The sequence below is a fragment of the Viridibacillus soli genome (genome assembly GCF_016612995.1).
Lineage (GTDB): Bacteria > Bacillota > Bacilli > Bacillales_A > Planococcaceae > Viridibacillus > Viridibacillus soli.
In genome coordinates this window covers 45,648-65,834 of sequence record NZ_JAEOAH010000038.1, presented here as the reverse complement: position 1 = coordinate 65,834, position 20,187 = coordinate 45,648, and the positions used below count along the sequence as shown (strand labels likewise).

Below are 20,187 nucleotides of genomic sequence, written 5' to 3'. Positions count from 1 at the left end.
TTCAATGTACAATTCATTTTTCTATAAAAGATCATTCTATTTCAGTGTAACAAAATATCGCTAAAGAAACTACTTATGCACGAACAAATATACCTCTCGATCGCTTTTCCAAACGGCTTAGGCGGTGTTGGACAGTTGCAATGTCATTCATATGTTTTTGAATTTCGGTTTGACGCTCCACAGACATTTGGGCTTGAAGCAAGTGATCGATTAATTCAAGTTGAGTGAGTAAATGGTTTATTCTTCGCATCATAATCGCCTCCTAGGGTTATCATTTCCTTATAAGTTGAAATAATCCTTTCTACTAGACAAAACAAGTGCGTGTTCGATATAAATAGAAAAAATCTCTGTCATTTCTGCCACCATTTTTGTATATCAAAATATGTTATTATAGTTGATGATGAGGTGGTCATATGGCAATTCGCTATCCAAATGGGAAAAAGTATACTCCACCAACTTCTGAAGTAAAAAAAAGGAGTATAAAGGATTATTCCTTTAGTAATCGGGGAAAAACTTTGGAAGATGAAATTGATGAGGCAAACGATTTTTATTTACAACAACAACTAGCAGTAATTCATAAGAAACCTGTACCGATACAAATCGTCAAAGTAGAGTATCCATCGAGAAGTGCTGCTGTTATTCGGGAAGCATACTTTCGAACACCTTCTACGACGGACTACAATGGCATTTACGACGGCTATCATATTGATTTTGATGCAAAAGAAACGGAAAGTAAGACATCATTCCCTTTAAAAAATGTCCATCCGCATCAGGTCGATCATATGGCCGTAGTTGCAAAGCAGCAAGGTATTTGTTTTCTATTAATACGTTTCTCTTCCATAGAACGCTATTTTGTAGTACCTTTAGAAATGCTGCAAAACGCTTGGGGTAGAATGTTAACTGGCGGGCGCAAATCTATTCCTTTATCAGAATTTGAGGAGCAAGCAATCGAAGTTACACCAAGCTATGGTCCACGTATCGATTATTTACAAGCAGTACGTCAAATACTGCCATAACTTATGAAAGTTTGTAAGAAAGTGAGGAGAATTTAGTGGGGCAAGAAATTAATTCTCGGGAACAACGAAGAAAAATGCAAGAACAACAAAAGAATCAAAAAAAACCGATGAAAGTTTGGCTTAAACGTCTTTTTATAGCAGTAATATCAGTAGGTATTGTTATATTCATCGCAGGGGCTATCGTATTTGCTTATTATGCAGCAACGGCACCTGAATTAGATGAGGAATTGTTAAAGGATCCTGTATCTTCTCAATTCTTTGATTCTAATGGAAAAGTATTTTATACGATGGGCTTAGAAAAACGGGAACATGTAGAATATGAAGATATACCTGAGGAAATGCGAGATGCAATTTTAGCAACGGAAGATGTTCGTTTCTTCAAGCATCACGGCATTGACTTTTATCGCCTTGGTGGTGCTCTATTAGCCAACTTACGACATGGCTTTGGTGCACAAGGTGCCAGTACTTTGACACAACAAGTAATTAAAAACTCATTTTTACAAAATGAAAAAACGATCAAACGTAAAGCGCAAGAAGCCTATCTTGCCATTCAATTAGAGCGAGAATACTCGAAAGAAGAAATTTTTGAAATGTACTTCAATAAAGTATTAATGTCCGGACGTATATACGGTTACGGTACTGCATCAAAATATTTCTATGGTAAGGAATTAAAAGATCTAAAATTAGAAGAAAAGGCTTTACTAGCTGGTATGTCACAACTTCCTAACAGCTATAACCCATTCAAATACCCAGAATATGCTGAAAAACGTCGTAATACCGTTTTGGGTTTAATGTATCAACATAAAAAGATTACAAAAGAACAAATGGAAGCAGCAAAAAAAGTCGATATCGAAGTTGGCTTATTACCTGAAAATAAACGTAAAACAGTGGCAGCATCAAAATACGATGCATTCATCGATGTCGTTTTAAAAGAGCTTGCTGAAAACGGGGATGGAAAATCATTGGAGGAAGGTATTAATGTCTATACAACATTAAATACTTCCGCACAAAAAATTGTTGAATCTGCTATGAACTCAGATTTATTCCCTACAGAAGATATTCAATCAGGGATGGCCGTTGTTAATACTGAAACTGGTGCCATTGAGGCAATCGGTGGTGGACGTAATTACGGTCCTGAACGTGGTTTAAACTATGCTGAGGCTATTAAAAACCAACCCGGTTCAGCGATGAAACCACTGATTGACTATGGTCCTGCAATTGAAAACTTAAAATGGTCAACGGGACAAACGCTTACCGATGAAAAAATGTTCTACACCGGTAGCTCAAAACAAATTAACAACTACGACAAACTATATAAAGGTGATATGACAATTCGCGAAGCATTATACAACTCTCGTAACGTACCAGCAGTTAAAACGTTAAAAGCAGTTGGAGCCGATAACGCGAAAAAATTCATCAATAACTTAGGTGTCGAAGCAGATGAAATTCATGAACCTGACGCTATTGGTGGCGGTAAAATCAGTTTATCTCCAATTGAAATGGCTGGAGCATATGCAGCATTTGGAAATAACGGTATTTACACTACACCACATTCTATTAAAAAAATTGTTTATCGTGACGGCAAAACAGCGAAATCTTACACACCTGACCCAACACCCGCTATGAGTGATTTCACAGCGTATATGGTAACAGATATGTTACGTGATGTTGTTGGGACGAAATATGGTGCATCAGGTACTACAGCAGCAGTTCCTGGCATAGATATTGCGGGTAAAACAGGTACGACAAACTACGGTGCAGATGAATTCCAGAAATATAACTTACCTGATTCATCCGTTCCAGATTCATGGTTCGCAGGCTATTCAAGTAAGTATTCCATCTCTGTATGGAGTGGCTATAAAAACCGAAAAGATCCAATCACAACGAATGATGAGCGTTTATTACCACAAAGATTATTTAAAACGGTCATGCAACAAATTTCAGATAATACGACAACACCGAACTTCAAGAAACCTAATTCGGTTGTAGAAGCAAAGATTGTGAAAGGTTCAAACCCTTTAAAATTAGCAGGCTCAAATACACCGGCTAGTATGACTTCTACAGAATTATTCGTTAAAGGAACAATACCTACAAGTACTGCTCCTGTCGAAGAAGAGAAAAAGGAATTAGCAGCACCATCTGACTTAAAAGCAAGCTTCGATGAAGAGGCCAATGCCATTAACTTATCTTGGTCTCATAAAGCACCTAAGGATACGAGCGTTAGCTTTGAAGTTTCCGTATCTGTCGATGGTCGAGGCTCACAAAAGTTAACTCAAACGAATGATATGACATACACATATGCTACGCCGCAAGATGGTAAAACATATGTCTTCTCTATTGTAGCAGTAGCAGATGATGAGAAGAGTGAAGCAGCTACAACGTCTATTCAAATTCAAGCGTCACCTCCTGATGAGGAAATAACACCTCCTGAAGAGATTGAAGTGCCTGAACCACCTACTGAAACAGAAGATCCTGCAGATAACCAAAATGGTGATAACGGAAATGAAAAGCCAAATGAAAATGATAATACAAACAACGAAAACCCGTCTGATAATGACAATAACGCTGTCAAACCAGAGGATGAAGAAGAAGAAGTCGATACAAACGCTACCGATGATGACTTTAGCAATGACAAATCACAAACTGGCAATTTAGAATGACAATATGAAAAGAGCAGCAATATCCTTAGTGGATATTGCTGCTCTTTCGTTTAAATGGCGATATTTCAGTTGTTGGTTTGGAATAAATCCCCCCTCAGGCCCAATCCAGCAATAAAACGGTAAATAGCAAAATTTACTGGACCCTGTGCAAAACCTGTCAATAAAGTAAATGTACCAAAAAGAGCGACACAAGAAACAATTACTTTCTTCCTTCCTACTTTATCTGCTACTATTCCGCAAAAAAAGTGATCCTATTATTAGACCCCCTACCAAAGTTAAACTTCCTATCAAATCCAAAACACTTGGCGCTGCTTCCCACTCTTTACTCAAAGTAGGTATGACTGCTCCATAAACAACAAGATCAAAGCCCTCAAAAAGAATTAGAAAAATGCACCATAATAAAACTGAAAGATGAAAAGCGTTAAATTTACTCTCTTCAATAGCTTGTACTATACTAATATTTCGCAATTTGAATCCTCCATAAGAGCTGCACCTTAAACAACCAGAATATATATGTGTATAAAAATTAATCCATTTTTCTGAATCCAGACTACTTAAATTCGTTAATAACGATCCTGGCAAACTCGAAAAATTCTAAACAAAAACGATGTATATGACACTGCGGATTCGTATTTTATTAATTATGCCGCTTCAAGAAGAAACACATAAAGCACAGCATATTTCTTTAAAGGATACTAAATTAAGATGTTGGTTAAATTGATTGATATTCGCCTGATGTGCACAAACTGAAAGGCTATAGTCACTATCGATCATATATTGTTTGCAAATATAATCAGTAATTGGTTTACCTATAAGTACATCCGTTAATTGAATAGAGTCATTGTTATGTTTTTTTACATTAAAAGAATTTAAGGGAAAAGACAGTCCTTTACCAATCGCTTTGATATAACTTTCTTTTAAGGTCCATATATCATAAAAAGCATGAATTCCATCCTCTTTGGCGTTCAACAAATCCCTATATTCTTCTTCTGTAAAGAACCCCATTGCAAGCTGCAAGTCAAATGGTCCTACTTTTTCTATATCCACACCAACTTCTTCGTCATGAACAGCACAAACCACGTACTCACCGGAATGGGAAATATTGTATTGAAAAGAAGGATACCCACTTAAAAAAGGTTTGCCATATGCATTGATCCCCACTTCTAATTCCTCAACACTAGAACCGTATCGTTCTTTAAGAATAATACGTACCATCAGATTTCCTATCAATGAGCGGTACACATCATCCACCTTCATGAATTTCCTCACTCGATTTTGCCTTTCCGCTGAAACATAGGAAAGCAAACTGTTTAGAGTCGCTTTCTCCCTCTTTGCAGGCAATTTACAAATATATACTTCAATCAATTCTCCTGCCTCCTACCTCTTAACTGACCGATAAATTGAGAGTCAAAATGTTAGAAAACAAAGAAGGGGCACTGTTTAAAATCACAGCAACCCTCCATTAACAAAAAAACATTTTTTAAAATTGAATTACCCACTCACTCTTCTGACTGGTTCTATATGAGAAGGCTTGGCAGTGACCTGTTTCGACATAACCGCATTAAAATCTTCCTTCCTTAAACTTAGCGCAAATAATAGAGCTATTATGAGGAAAACTGCCGAACCGAGTAGAGCGAATTGATAGGATGCCAAATTAAAAGGTTCTCCACCAGTTGTTTCCACCGATCCAGTGCCCACCGCCCCCAAAATGCTAGCTAATATGGCTACACCAAAGGCAGAGACAATTCTATTTTGAACATTGAACAATGTAGTTGCCCTCCCCATAGAAGCAGAAGTGATATTAGTAAAAGTTGAAAACTGTACTGCAACTACAGTATGTCCCAAGCATATGCCTACGCTAAACAATAGGACCCGGAGGAACCAAGAATTCGCTGTCGGACCAACAATGCTTATTACTGAAAAAATCATAGTTGTCAACAGTAGTCCTATCCAAATCACCTGATGTATGCCTAGTTTCTTGGAAGTCCAAGGCATCATTCGAGATGCAACCATCAAACCCAGTGCCTCTGGAAAAGTTGCAAGTCCACTTTCTAAAGCTGTGGCATTCGTTGCATTTTGGTACATTAACGGAAACACAAAGAGCAACCCCAATAAGCCGGCCATTGAAAATGATGAAATGATGCCTAATGTCCGAAACAGTCGATCAGATAATAAACGCAAATCGAGCATTGGTTTATTCACACGCAACTCAATCAGAACAAACGAACAAACAAACACGAAACCCACAAATCCTGTATACATGATGACAGGGGAACCCCATCCTTTAGATGGCCCTATATTCAGTGCATACATCAACATAGAAAATCCTGCTGCCGATAGCACGAATCCTGGGAGATCCAACCTACCAGCGGCGGGCTCCTTATGTTCTTTTAAAAACAGTAACCCGAATAACAAGACGATAATTCCGAAAGGGATATTTATATAAAACGCCCAGCGCCATGACAGCTGTTCCGCAAAGAATCCGCCAACGATCGGACCAATGGCTGGTGCGAAGGCAATGGGAAGCACAAGGGACCTGGATACCTTAGGTCGTTCTTCAGGAGAGAACGTTCTAAATAAAATAGCCATTCCAACTGGTGTCAGGACACCTCCTCCTGCCCCCTGTAAAACCCGGAACAAGTTCAAGGTTTGAAGATTATTAGCGAATCCGCATAAAAGGGAGGCGGCCGTGAAGACTCCCAAGGCCATCAAGAAGATTTTCTTGGTCCCAAAACGGTCACCAAGCCAACCAGCTACAGGGAGAAATACTGCCAGACTTACTAAATATCCGACGTTAATGCCACTCGTTGACGAGGGCTCGATGTTAAATTCCTTACTGATCGTTGGCAAGATTACATTGACGATCGTCCCGTCCATCGAAACCATGAACATCGCTACGACATAAACGATGCTCACTACTAATTTAGGGTCAAGCTGTATCCTTGATTTCACTTTGTTCCATCACTGCTGGCAACTAATTTCAAACTTTTGGGCTGCAAATCCGTCCAGTTTGTGTTGATGTACTCCAAGCAATCCTGCCGGCTTTCTTCACGATATATGACGGACCAGCCTTCTGGAATAACCAGAAAGGCGGGCCAAAGAGAATGCTGATCTTCTTCATTTATCAATACATTATAGATACCATTTTCATTCTCGAAAGGGTTGGTCATCCGTTATTTCCTCCTTCATTAATCTTGGCTAACTTCTTCATATTGGAAAGTTTTTCAGCAATCACCTGGCCAATTTCAGCAAGCGGTCCTGGTTGACACATATCCTTATGGCGACAATCGATATTATGCTGTTCAATTTCCCCATGGATGAATGGGTTCCATGTTTCTGGGTGAATGGGATTAAACCAGTCCGGAATGATCGTCGATCTAAAGAACAACACATCCCCTTTAAAGGTCTTTGGTTTATACTCACTCATGATCCGAACAGAATTCACATATGTCTCTTTAAGATTCAGGATCGTTTCTTCTTCTAAACTAGCCAATGCACTTCCGTCCCGACGCAGTATTTCTATGGCACTGGCATTATCCAACGGCTGGTCTCCTAAACTATCAGGATCGTATCCACCCAATGCAAGCAGTGCGATTAAAGCTTCCTCATCATCCGGAGCCTCATTTATGGGCAGGAAATGACTTGGATATGCATCGAGGATTGCGACAAGGCGAACGTCCTCTCCCTCATTTTGCAGTTGGGTTGCCATTGCATGAATGACATTGCCTCCGAGAGACCATCCCAATAGATGGTAAGGCCCTTTTGGCTGGATCGTCCGTAACTGATCGATATAGTCCGCTGCCATTTCAATCAGCGTTTTCGGAAATTGCTCTTTCTGTGATATGCCTCGTGCTTGTAACCCATAGATTGGATAGTCAGGTCCTAGAGCAGTCATCAACCCAGCATAGCACCAGCTAAGTCCACCAGCTGGATGTACACAAAATAACGGAAGTTCTATCCCATTTTTCCTAAGCGGCAGCAGGACATCCAAAGCACTTTGGCTTGTACCCATTTCAAGTCGCTCAGCGAGCCCTGCAACAGTCGGAGCCTCAAATAGGTTACCAATACTCAGCTCAACTCCAAGCGCTTCACGGATTTTGCTCATCAATTGGACAGCTAGCAGCGAGTGACCACCTAGATCAAAGAATCCGTCTTCTATTCCGACATGAGGCAAATCGAGAACCTCCATAAAAAGGTCGCAAAGAATTTCCTCCTGTGGAGTTCTCGGACCGCGCCCCGATTGAATGGCACCGAATTCCGGCGCCGGCAATGCCTTGCGATCCAACTTACCATTTGGTGTCAAAGGTAATTCTTCCATTTCAACGAAAGCGGAAGGGACCATATAATCAGGAAGGCCTTCAGCAACGAAGCGACGTACATGTGCAGGATCAAAGGTCACATTCGATGCAGGTACTACATATGCGACCAGACGCTTATCACCTGGGTTGTCTTCACGAACCACTACCGCAACTTGTTCAATATCGGAATGTTGAGCAATCGATGCCTCGATTTCACCCAATTCAATACGGAATCCGCGGATTTTAATCTGATGATCGGCACGCCCCATATAATCCAAAGATCCACCCTCGCGCCACCGAGCCAAATCTCCAGTGCGGTACATCCTGTCACCTGTTAAACTAAATGGGTTCGCGACAAAACGGTCCGCCGTCAATCCTGGGCGTCCTAAATAACCACGGGCAAGACCAGGTCCGGAAACATAGAGCTCTCCCACTACCCCTGGTGGAACTGGCTGTAACCTGGCATCTAACACATACACCCCCAGATCAGGTATCGCACGGCCAATGAGGCTATTGGCTTTTATGGATGTAATATCCTGATTAAGCTCAAGATAGCTGACATGAACGGTCGTTTCCGTTATTCCATACATGTTGATGAGATATGGTTTATTTTCCGGATGACGGCTATACCAATCCTCCAAACGGCTTAGTTCAAGTGCCTCTCCACCATAGATCACGTAGCGTAATGCAAGTTCCTGCCCTAGTGCCGGCATTTCCCGATCCGTCTGCATTAATTGATAAAATGCCGATGGGGTCTGATTTAGTACCGTTACTCCTTCTTTAACCAGTAGCTGTAAAAATTCCATTGGTGACCGGCTGATTGAGTGCGGTACGACAACAAGCTTGCCTCCGTGAAGTAAAGCTCCCCAAATCTCCCAAACCGAAAAATCAAAAGCATAAGAGTGGAACATAGTCCACACATCTTCAGAATTGAATTGGTACCAATGTTCCGTAGATACAAACAGTCTAATTACATTCTGATGTGGAACCACGACTCCTTTTGGTACACCGGTAGAACCGGAAGTATAAATAATATAAGCTGAATTTAAAGGTGATAATGGTTGAGTTCGATCACTATCCGTTGGATTGAGTGTAGAATATTGTGCCAATTCTTCTATCATACTATCTTCATCAAGTATAATTTGCCTGGTATCATGCATCTCGGGAAGCTTCGCAGCTACACTCGAACTTGTTAGGACACAAGCAGGCTGAGCATCTTGAAGCATGAACGTTAATCTATCATTTGGATATTCAGGATCTAAAGGCAAATATGCGGCTCCTGTCTTGAGTACAGCTAGCAACCCTACAACCATTTCCAATGATCTAGGCATAGCCAATGCGACGAATTGCTCCGGCCCTATAGCTTTAGCAATTAGCAGATGGGCAAGCTGGTTCGCTTTTTTGTTTACCTCTTCATATGTCAATGAAGTGTCCCCATATACCAATGCAATATTGTGAGGATACTTTCTCACCTGTTCTTCAAGTAGTGCAGGTATGCTCGTTTGCGCTAGCTCCTCGGAACTTCCATTCCAATCCACAATAATTTTTTGGCGCTCTTCTGGTGCCAGTATATCCAAAAGTCCAATATGCTGATCCGGTTCCGAAATGGCTCCGTCCAATAGCCTTAATAAACGATATATTAACATCTCGGCGGTCTCCCGCTTAAATAGATCTGTACTATATTCAAGGAATCCGCTAATTCCATCCGGACTGCCATTTTCAGCATGCACTTCACGGAATTCCATGGTCAAATCGAATTTCGAAGCACCTACGCTATATAACTTCAGGTTGGATTGAACCCCTGGAAGCTCAAATTTAGGATCAGGTGTATTTTGCAGCGCCAACATAATCTGGAATAATGGATGCCTAGATCGGGACCGAACTGGATTCAATACTTCCACCAGACGCTCAAATGGCAAGTCCTGATGCTCATAAGCATGTAAATTGACCCTTCGCACCCTGTCAAGAAGCTCCCGGAAAGTAGGGTCACCGGATGTATCCGTACGTAACACCAAGGTGTTGATGAACATCCCTACCAGGTCGCTTAAAGTATCATCACTTCGACCTGCTATTGGACTTCCGATTGGAATATCGTTACCGGCTCCAAGTCGAGTGAGGAGCGCAGTCAGACCGGATTGCAATACCATGAATAAGCTGACGCCATTTTCACGAGCCAAATCCAATAAACGTTGATGCATTTCGGGATTTATAGAAAAGTCTATCGTATCTCCACGATAACTGGATTCCAGGGGACGTGGATAATCGGTAGACAATTCCAATTGGTCTGGCAGGTTAGCTAATGTCTCTTTCCAGTAATCCATTTGTTCATTGGCTAAACTTGTTTCACCACTTTCGCTTCCTAAAAGATTTTCCTGCCAGAGCGCATAATCGGCATACTGTACAGGCAACGGCGGTAGGTTAGGGTCGACACCTTTACTTCTAGCAACATAAGCTGCGGTCAGATCGCGAGTAAGCGGTGTTAGGGACCATCCATCTCCTGCAATATGATGTACTAATAAAACCAATACATGCTTGTCAGGGGCCATTGTGAAAAGCTGGGCACAAATGGACGGTTCTTTTGCAAGATTAAAACTATATCTCGTAGCGATAGCAATTTCTGCTTCAAGCTCAGCCTCGTGAATGTGCGATACTAATAATTCCACTTGAGCCTTGGAAGGATCTAGCACATATTGATGAGCTGTACCCGATGTAACTGGAAAGAGCGTACGTAAAGTTTCATGGCGCTCGACTACATCATTGATCGCAGCTTCGAGTGCCCTGGTATCAATTTCGCCGGACAATTCAACAACGAGCGGAATATTATACGTCGGGCTAGGTCCTTCAAGACTATGAAGGAACCATAAGCGCCGCTGGGCAAAGGAAAGAGGTACCTGTTCCGGTCTATGTGCCTTTTTAACAGGCAACCTTGCACTCCTCCCGTTGGAAAGTTGTTTGACAATACCGGAAACGGTCGGTGTCTCAAACAGTTTACCAATGCCTATTTCAACTCCGAATGTATCTCTTATTCTCGCCATCAAAGTGGAGGCAAGAAGAGAGTGACCGCCTAAATTAAAGAAGCTATCATCGATACCGACTCGTGAAAGACCAAGAACCTCGGCGAAAAGATCACTGACGATTTCCTCCTGCGGTGTTCTAGGAGCGCGATCAGAAACAAGTGTAGAAAGATCAGGCGCGGGCAATTCCTTCCGGTTGAGCTTTCCATTTGGAGTCAATGGCAACTCCTCCATCTCAACGATAGCGGATGGGACCATGTATTCCGGCAAACCACTACCTACAAATTCCCGAATTCCCACAATATTTGCTGGCACATCTAAAGAAGGAACGATATAGGCAACGATGCGTTTATCCCCCGGCTGATCTTCGCGAACGATGACTGCAGACTGTTCAATGTCAGGATGATGGGTAAGCTTTGCTTCAATTTCCCCTAGTTCAATACGAAACCCTCGTATTTTAATTTGATGATCTGCCCGACTGATATAATCCAAGGTGCCATCGCCACGCCAACGAACAAGATCGCCGGTTCGATACATGCGGCTACCCTTTGAACCATACGGGTTAGCGACAAATCGCTCAGCAGTTAAATTCGGGCGACCTAAATATCCGCGTGCTAGCCCTGCACCGGCAATATATAATTCCCCTACAGTCCCTTTAGGAACAGGCTTCAAAGCAGCATCCAGCACATAAAGCTGTGTATTCCAAATGGGCTTGCCGATGGAGGGCATACCACCCTGATTAGGATCAAGCGTAATGGATGAAGACCATATTGTCGTTTCCGTCGGTCCGTACAGATTCGTCACTTCGCATCCTAATTGATGTAAGGCGTTGGTTAGACTGATTGAAAGTGCCTCTCCTCCTACTAGCACTCTAAGATTCTTTATCACATCAGGATAATTCGCTACAAGTGAATGCCAAAGCGTAGGTGTGGCCTGCATGATGCTTATATCATGTTGAACGATCATCTCAGACAAAGTCTTAGGGTCTTGAATCGTTTCCTTAGCAGCTATGATACAGCTTGCCCCATTCAGAAGCGGCACGAAGATTTCCAAACCGGATATATCAAAAGCAATGGTTGTAACTGCCAAGAGCCGATCCCGATGATTTAAAGAAAATTCGCTTTGCATCGAAGAAAGGAAATTAATAAGGCTTGCCGATTGGATCACGACACCCTTTGGCTTCCCGGTAGAACCTGACGTGTAAATCATATAAGCCGGGTTAAGCGGGGACATGGTTCCCTTCCTTTTTTCATCCTCCACATTTATATCTGGCTGATTTCCCAGAGCAGTAATGGTCTCTTTCTCATCCAATACGATGCGCTCCGTTCCTTCGCTATCAGATAGTTTAGAAGCAATCCCTTTACTAGTTATGATTGCTGCAGGCCTGGCATCATCAAGCATGAATTCGATTCGATCTGATGGATAATCTGGGTCGATAGGTAAATAGGCCGCTCCGGTTTTTAACACCGCCAACATGGAAATAGCCATATCCACTGACCGCGTCAGGGCTATAGCCACGAATTTCTCCGGTCCCAGCCCCTTCTCCAAAAGGAGGTGCGACAGTCGATTGACTCGCTCGTTTAAATCCTTATAAGTAAGAATAGCATTTCCATCCATTACGGCTGTCAAATCAGGGGTTTTGGAAACTTGACCCTCGAACAACCCTGGTAAAAGCTCAGATGGAAGCTCTTTTTCCGTTCGATTCCATTCAAGCAGGACTTGCTGGTGTTCCTCAGGTAAAAGAAGCTCAATTTCCCCAATCGATTGATTCTTATCTGCAATCGCGACCTTTTCAAGAAAACTCAAAAAACGCGAATGATGTGTACCTAAATCTTCGATGCTATATACTTCGGGGTTAGCATCTAAATCGATCCTCAGCCCTTTTCCATCAGACTTGTCATAGATGTTAATCGACAAATCATCGACAGGGCCGGTGGCTAGCTTATGTGTGATCGCCTTACTTCCTGAAAAGTCGAGTCCATAATCAAAAGGCATGACATTAATTTGCGGTCCGAATAATCGCTGGTTATCACCCAGCAATTTAAGGTCACGTCGCAATTCTTCATGGCGGTAATTTTGATGGCGGCGGATGGTGCGGACTTCCTTCGACACCTGCTTCACCAACCCTTTGAAACTCATCTCTGGCTGTACAGACAACCGCAGTGGCAACAGATTCATTACCATACTAGGGATATTCAAAGAGGAAGAACCCAAGCGGCCCATCATCGGTAAACTCAGGATGACATCTTCCGAACCTGTCAAACGGTTCACATAAACGGCCGTTACTGCAATCACCACTTCATGCCAGCTTCCCGAATATATATGCGCATTCGCTTTTAAGGCTTGTGTAGCGGAAGATGATAGATAACCCGTTTGACAAAGGAAGCCTTTAGAGGTCCTAGGTGCTCGATCAGCTAGGCTCATAACCTCCGGCTGATCTGCAAAACGTTCTTGCCAAAACTGGCGATCAATGTCGAACTTTTCGGATTCCCGGTACGCCTTATCTTCCTCAAGAAGTGAACGTAAAGGAGAAAAAGCACCTTCGTCCAAACTTTGTCCTTTTTGAAGTGCCGTGTATAGTTTGGCTACCCGTTGTGATATAAGTGAAAATCCAAATGCATCCATGACTATATGGTGAATGCGTTGATACCAAAAAAAGCGGTCCGAATCCACTTTGAATAAGACCTGATTGAAGAGCGGGTCACTTTTCAGGTCAATTGGATGAGCCAAATCTTTTTTCATCCATTGTATAGCCTTCTCCTGAGAATTTTCCTCTCTACTCATATCCATGAAATTAAAAGGGAAATCAATCGATTCCCCGCTGATTTGAAACGGTCCATTGTAATCCTCGCCAAAGCGGACATGTAAAAACTCCGCCTCCTTAACCGCCTGCCTCAGTGCCTGTTCAAAATGCTCTATATCAATCTGTCCAGCAATTTCTATGTATTCCCCTGTGTTATAAATCGGGTTATCTGGCTCCAGCTGCTGAGCGAACCAGATACCGGATTGCGCGCCGGACAACGTCCAGCGCACACCTTGATCCTGAATATTAAGCACTCCGCCTTACCTCCTTCCTATTTTTAATTCAAGCTAACACCTTTTGTGAAGATAATAGTTCCCACCAGGCGGCGATCGTCGGTTTTTCAGCCAACTGCATGAAATTGATCTCTGCCCCTTTTCCCCTTAGGATTTCAACAAGACTCATCATTCTAATCGAATCTATCCCTATATCCACTAGATTCTCGTTGTCACCGATATCCGATGGTGATTCACCTAGGAGATCAGCGATTTGAATCCTTAGGCCATCCAATGTCAAACCAGGATCATCATTTTCTTGTACGACCCCAGCCGATGCTTGTTCACCGCTATTCAATTGTTCCAGCAACCGAGATGTAGATGTTGTGACAGCACAACGTTCAGCTGCATATTTAATCGCCATTTTATGTTCCTCTAATGAAAAATCTGCTACTGCATCCGTTACCAGGAATGGCTCAATATCCTGCATAAAGGCCTCACTTGCTGTCAGAAGACAGCCGATATGTGCATAGACCCCACAAATGATAAGTTGATCACGGCCTTGCTCCCTCATCATTTCAAGAAGATTCGTCCGCTTAAATGCACTATAACGCCATTTAGTAAGGACAATGTCGTCCTCGCTTGGAGCAATCTCTTCAACGACTTTTGTTTGATTGATATCGTCATCAAGCCCTGGACCCCAAAAATCGGTAAGCAGTGCGCGATCCTCAGGGTTTTGATTGCCTGGTTGTGCTGTATAAACGACAGGGATGCCCAGGTCCACACAACGAATTTTTATTGACTGTATATGCGATATCAGTTCCGTTATCGGCGATTCGGTTACTGTATAGTAGTCGAGGAAGTATTGTTGCATGTCATGAACAAGAAGCACTGAACGCGACGGATCTACTTTCCACGAAACTTTATTTTTGGGTAACTCGGATTCTACAGGCATTGCATATGGTGTGATAGCAGGAATAGCCATCAAATCACTCCTTCTATTGTTTTTTATTTACTTCAGCGTAATTCGATTGTTCAGTTTATCTGATATAATTTGCCGCAACGCTTTTTTACTCACTTTACCTAAAGGCGTTTTTGGGAAGGAATCGGTAAACTCAATTCGATCAGGAATTTTAAAAGCGGCAAGTCCCCGCTCTTTCAGGAATTGTTTAAGTTCCTTTGCCGTAGGGGCCTTCTGACGCGATATCACAAAGGCGCATGATCTCTCCCCTAAATAATCATCGGACATGGAAACGATGGCTACATCATGTACCGCCTCATGTGCCAAGAGATGGTTTTCAACTTCCTCAGCGGCAATCTTTTCTCCGCCACGGTTGATCTGGTCCTTATCTCGACCTTCTACAACTATATAGCCATTAGCGGTCATACTTACTAAATCACCTGTTCGGTAGAATCCTTCCTCCGTGAATGCCTTCGCATTATGCTCTTCGGCTTTGTAATAACCACGGATGGTGTATGGGCCTCTCGTTAACAAATGCCCCACTTCGCCCTGCTCAACATCCCTGTCTTCCTCATCGACAATACGAATTTCATCATATTTCGACATCGGCCTGCCTTGAGTATTGATGATTATCTCTTCCGGATCGTTTAATCTTGTATAGTTAACTAGTCCTTCAGCCATGCCAAATACTTGTTGTAACTTACACCCAAAAGCGGGATATACCCGACGGGCAGCTTCCGCACTGAACTTCGCTCCGCCAACCTGCAGCACTTGGAGGCTGGATAAATCATAGTCACGGGTGGATATCGCATCAAGCCATCTCAAGGCAAGGGGCGGTACAAGAGCAGTAATTGTCACGCCTTGTTTTTCAATAAGCGGAAATGCATCGTCAGGACTAGGGCCTGGTGAAAGGACTACCCTGCCACCCGCATAAAGCGTGCCAAGGATACCCGGCGAGCTCAATGGATAGTTATGGGCGATTGGCAGCACGGCGAGATAAACACTATCTTTGTCTATCTGGCAAATTTCGGCGCTAACCCGCAAACTGTATATATAATCATCATGTGTTCTTGGAATCAGTTTTGATAGGCCTGTACTTCCTCCAGATAATTGAAGAAAGGCAATGTCACTTGAAGCCACTTTTGCTTCGTTTTTTTTTGGATCGATATATAAATCCGCCAAATTCACAAATTCCTCTGCATCACCCGTGACAATAACGTTTAATTTTTCATTCTTATCTTTTGCACCTCTTGCTAGAGTACGATGGTCGAAACCAGCGTGCTTATCAGGGATGATGTAGGCAACCGCCTCAGCGAACTCGCAAAAATAGTTAATTTCACTGCTTCGATGTGATGGAAGGGCAAACACAGGCAATGCTCCTAATCTGAATAATGCAAAACAAACTTCAAAGAACTCGATTACGTTGGGAAGCTGGACGACTACCCTGTCCATTTGCTTTATCCCCAGTTCCTGTAATCCTGCAGCCAAACGACCAGCCTTATTATCCAATTCCGCATAGCTCACGTTTCTGTCTCCGCTTGTAATGGCGATCCGGTCACCTTGTTTCTCGGCACGATCACGCAACATTTCCACGAAGGTTTCCCCTTTCCAACACCCCTCCCTTTTATATAAATCTGCATAATCCTTAGGCCACGAAGAACACCCTGTTAACATCCTTTATCCCCCCACACACTTTAGTTTAATGACTTTGCATCTATTCCCATTGCACGTAGCATCGTTTGAAATTTAGCCGATGTTTCCGCCAATTCCTCTTCTGGTTTCGATTCTGCAACGACCCCTGCACCAGCGAATAAGCGAAGAGCCTGTTTCTCCACCTCCGCGCACCGAATGGTAACGATCCACTCGCCGTCTCCTTCTGCATTGCACCAGCCGACCATACCCGTGAAAAATCCACGATCGAACGGTTCGATTTCCTGAATGGCTTCTCGGGCCAATTCAGACGGTGAGCCACAAACAGCTGGAGTCGGATGAAGCGCGATCGCTAGCTCCAACGAGGAAGTTGTAGGATCTTCAAGCTCTCCTGTTACTTCTGTAGAAAGGTGCCACATGGTTTCGGTATGTATCACTGATGGTTTTTCTGGTACATCTATCTTTTTGAAAAATGGTCGCAGAGCTTTTGCTACAGCCTGGACGACAACAGCATGTTCATGTAAATCCTTAGTGGAGGAGAGTAACTCGTCCGCCCGTCTCTTATCCTCGTTTGGATCATCACTCCTTGGCCTAGAGCCTGCCAAAGGGTTGGCCACCACCTGTAATCCCGTTCTTGAAACAAGTAATTCAGGGCTAGCTCCAATTAGGGTTCTCAAAATTTGGGAATCCGCTTTTTCCGTTTCCGGCTGAGGTAAATCCACGGCAAAGGTATAACCATTCTTATTGTGGCGTGCCAAATTTTGAAGTAACCGATTGATATTCACCGTTTCTGATGAAGTGAGGTGCAAGGATCTTGATAGTACAATTTTGTCAAGATGGCCGCTTTTAATATGAGTAAGGCCCCGTTCGACACCAGCCTTATACTGAGAAGGTTCGGGTACCGATTTGATTTCATATATCGGCTTCTCCGTTTTCGCAAGCTGGCTGGTGCATGTGTCTTGCAGAGGGACTGATGACCTTATATTTTCAGGTACAATGAGTTGGGTGTCCTTTTTATAATCGAATGGTACAGCACCCGTTACCATTGGATTGGCATGACCTTGCTCTTTTGCCTTTTTTAATACAGCCGTCACTCTTGCTGCAAGACTTTCCATTTGATTATCATTTCCTTCATCTCTTGGAACTGTAATGAAGGAACCTTTCCCCAATAGTGTTCGAGATGGCGATGCCAGGAAAAAGTCACCAACCTTATAATCGTCCAACAGCTGTTTTTCCAATACAGTTGAATTCTCTTTAATCTTCATCATATTTTAAACCCTCCAAATTCACGTAATGTTCAGACTCAAATGAATGATCCGTGTCAAGCACCTAAAGTGGCCCCACCATCCACACATAAATTACTCATCGTAATATGGTTCGACTGATCGGATATGAAGAATAGAATGGCGTCGACTATATCAGAAGGCATGGCTATTTTGTTCAGTGGTATTCCTACTTTGAATGTCTCAGGCATCCCATTTATAACAGCTTGTGCGCCATTTTCGTTGTTCCACATCGACCATTGCATCTCAGTATCCGTAGATCCAGGCGAGACGATGTTACAGCGAATATTATATTGGGCCAATTCCAGCCCTAAACATTTAGTGAACATGACGGCAGCTGCCTTGGATGCAGCATACGCAGCAAATGAAATTCTTGGGACGCTTGCTGCATTGGATCCCACCGTGACAATCGAACCTCTTTTTCTAGTTATCATGTATGTGCTCACTGAACGGGAGACATTAAAAACACCAGTGGAATTGACGGCAAAGGTCTTTGCCCAATCTTGGTCACTAAATGATTCGATCATTCCTGTGCACAGCACCCCAGCTACATTGACCAGTGTCTCTATTGGACCAATATCACGTTCAATTTCATCAACTATGCCAACGATTGCATGACTATCACTTACATCCGCTGGAAAGGCATATACGTCCAAACCTTGAGACTTCAATTCATTTACGTGGCCATTTAGTTTTTCGGCATTATAATCAATTGCCGCCACCACCATACCCAGCTTAGCTAAAGCCTGGACGGCTGCGGCACCGATACCTTGGGCACCTCCCGTTACAAGCGCAACTTTCCCACTACATTCCAAAAAGTCCACCATGACACTCCCTTTCCTAATCCAAGATTTCAATGTATAGTAGCCCAATTACCATCCCCCTGATAGACGGGAGATACATGGCTTAATCCATTAACTATTGCTGCAAAATGCAAGGTTATAACTAATAATGATAATCATTATCAATTGGAATATACAGGTAATGATATATATTAATAAGTTAATGGTCAAGTACCATTCGGTTATTTACTAATAAAGTCCTATTACTAACTAGGCACATTTTCCTTCAATGCAAAACGTAAAGCCCTGTTAATCAAAGGCGGCAGAACAGAAAGGTGCCCTTCCCCTTCGAACTCCTTGAATTGAACGTTTATTCCGCAATCGGTCATCGATAAATGTATCGATAGCTCCAATGCATTTTCATTCATCCTGCTTTTATGGGTACCTTCTTGCTCCCCTACCCCTAGCAATAAGGAAATATCCCCATTTCCTTGATTCAACCGGGAAAGAAACCTCTCCTCCTCCTCGTGGAACCAATTTTTGTTCCAATGAAGTGATGGGCTTCCAGCTATGTAATTTTGGAATGCATATGGATTTTTATATAGAACATATAAAGTGAAAAGACCGCCAAGGGAATGCCCGAAGAGGGTTTGGCTATTATGATCGATCTTGAATCTTTTGCCGATTTCCGGTTTTAAATCCTCTTCTATGAATTTCAGGAAGTTTTCCGCTCCCCCATGTGCAGGCCATGGACTTCCATCTGGTCTTTTAGGTAACTCGGTAACCGCAACCGGTAGTGTAAAATCATAATAACGTTCAGAAGAAAATGGTCCATTTGTGCAATAACCAATACCCACGATGATAGCTGGAACTACACCTGACTTTTCCGGTCGGCGTGATTGCAATCGTACCGCCTCAACCATTGTTTCAAATACCGAGTTGGCATCCAGTAAATAAATGACTGGATACCCTGAGGGAGGAGGCTCTTCCAGAGGCTTTGATACAAAGATTTGAAATTCACGGTTCCCAGTACTTGAATGCATAATGCTCTGTTCGGTTCCTTTGATCGTAACCTCTCCGCTACCAGTATTTTTATCCATTGAGCTTTTATTCATTTTTTTATGTATCATCTAATCGATTTCCCCCACCCTTTATTACTAGTAATCTTATTCGCTATTTACCTTCTCACAAATCCGAATTGATATCTGATAAAGCCTAGGTTGAAAGAATTCAAATTGAGAGAGATTACCATTACTTTGATAATGATAATCGTTCTCACTAAATATATCAACCATGTATTGATAATTTTTTACAATCATTCACAAAAGATGACTTTACCTTCCCCTTCTACTCCTTGTTTTCCAACCATTTTCGAAAAATTATTCTTGAATTAATGGAAGTTTAGTTATATATTTAATATCAAGTATTACTGATAATGATAATCGTTTTCAATAATAATCGATATTGTGGTAAGCTTTTGGTAATCTCGACTGGTAAAGGAAGTGAAA

14 protein-coding genes are annotated in these 20,187 nt (G+C 42.5%); 2 read left to right on the top strand and 12 right to left on the bottom strand.

Annotated elements, in window-relative coordinates; genetic code table 11:
* Positions 1-73: 73 nt before the first annotated feature.
* Positions 74-253, bottom strand: a complete 180-nt coding sequence (locus JFL43_RS18255; protein ID WP_200750138.1) for a hypothetical protein — start codon at positions 251-253, stop codon at positions 74-76.
* Positions 254-413: 160 nt separating this feature from the next.
* Here JFL43_RS18255 and recU point away from each other — a divergent pair, with 160 nt between their 5' ends.
* Together recU and JFL43_RS18245 are read left to right on the top strand one after the other, a co-directional pair.
* Positions 414-1,016: a Holliday junction resolvase RecU gene (gene recU / locus JFL43_RS18250; RefSeq protein ID WP_100796816.1), complete on the top strand. Its 603-nt coding sequence runs from the start codon at positions 414-416 to the stop codon at positions 1,014-1,016.
* 35 nt (positions 1,017-1,051) lie between these two features.
* On the top strand, positions 1,052-3,676 hold the full coding sequence (locus JFL43_RS18245) for a transglycosylase domain-containing protein (RefSeq protein ID WP_325166709.1): 2,625 nt from the start codon (positions 1,052-1,054) through the stop codon (positions 3,674-3,676).
* 65 nt (positions 3,677-3,741) lie between these two features.
* On the opposite strand, the gene JFL43_RS23560 is transcribed toward JFL43_RS18245, so the two are convergent.
* The 11 genes from JFL43_RS23560 to JFL43_RS18195 all read right to left on the bottom strand — a co-directional run bounded on the left by JFL43_RS23560 (position 3,742) and on the right by JFL43_RS18195 (position 19,809).
* On the bottom strand, positions 3,742-3,876 hold the full coding sequence (locus JFL43_RS23560; protein WP_407702001.1) for a hypothetical protein: 135 nt from the start codon (positions 3,874-3,876) through the stop codon (positions 3,742-3,744).
* A 19-nt stretch (positions 3,877-3,895) separates the two neighbouring features.
* On the bottom strand, positions 3,896-4,144 hold the full coding sequence (locus JFL43_RS18240; protein ID WP_200750137.1) for a hypothetical protein: 249 nt from the start codon (positions 4,142-4,144) through the stop codon (positions 3,896-3,898).
* Positions 4,145-4,327: 183 nt separating this feature from the next.
* Complete coding sequence (locus tag JFL43_RS18235; RefSeq protein ID WP_200750136.1) at positions 4,328-5,041, bottom strand: 4'-phosphopantetheinyl transferase family protein; 714 nt, start codon at positions 5,039-5,041, stop codon at positions 4,328-4,330.
* Positions 5,042-5,167: 126 nt separating this feature from the next.
* Positions 5,168-6,628, bottom strand: coding sequence for a DHA2 family efflux MFS transporter permease subunit (locus JFL43_RS18230; protein WP_325166708.1), 1,461 nt, complete (start codon positions 6,626-6,628; stop codon positions 5,168-5,170).
* Positions 6,625-6,846 (bottom strand): MbtH family protein, encoded by a 222-nt coding sequence (locus JFL43_RS18225; RefSeq protein ID WP_100796814.1) that lies wholly within the window; start codon positions 6,844-6,846, stop codon positions 6,625-6,627. The genes JFL43_RS18230 and JFL43_RS18225 overlap by 4 nt, the downstream gene beginning before the upstream one ends.
* Positions 6,843-14,045, bottom strand: coding sequence for an amino acid adenylation domain-containing protein (locus JFL43_RS18220; RefSeq protein WP_407701998.1), 7,203 nt, complete (start codon positions 14,043-14,045; stop codon positions 6,843-6,845). Before JFL43_RS18220 ends, JFL43_RS18225 begins: the two co-directional genes overlap by 4 nt.
* Positions 14,046-14,073: 28 nt before the next feature.
* Positions 14,074-14,988, bottom strand: a complete 915-nt coding sequence (locus JFL43_RS18215; protein WP_200750135.1) for an isochorismatase — start codon at positions 14,986-14,988, stop codon at positions 14,074-14,076.
* Positions 14,989-15,015: 27 nt separating this feature from the next.
* Entirely contained in the window at positions 15,016-16,638 is a 1,623-nt protein-coding gene (locus JFL43_RS18210) for a (2,3-dihydroxybenzoyl)adenylate synthase (protein WP_200750134.1), read from the bottom strand.
* 20 nt (positions 16,639-16,658) lie between these two features.
* Entirely contained in the window at positions 16,659-17,879 is a 1,221-nt protein-coding gene (gene dhbC / locus JFL43_RS18205; protein WP_407702000.1) for an isochorismate synthase DhbC, read from the bottom strand.
* Between the two features lie 56 nt (positions 17,880-17,935).
* On the bottom strand, positions 17,936-18,721 hold the full coding sequence (locus JFL43_RS18200; RefSeq protein ID WP_407701999.1) for a 2,3-dihydro-2,3-dihydroxybenzoate dehydrogenase: 786 nt from the start codon (positions 18,719-18,721) through the stop codon (positions 17,936-17,938).
* A 224-nt stretch (positions 18,722-18,945) separates the two neighbouring features.
* A complete protein-coding gene (locus tag JFL43_RS18195) occupies positions 18,946-19,809 on the bottom strand; it encodes an alpha/beta hydrolase (RefSeq protein WP_325166707.1) in 864 nt (287 codons plus the stop codon).
* Positions 19,810-20,187 lie beyond the last annotated feature (378 nt).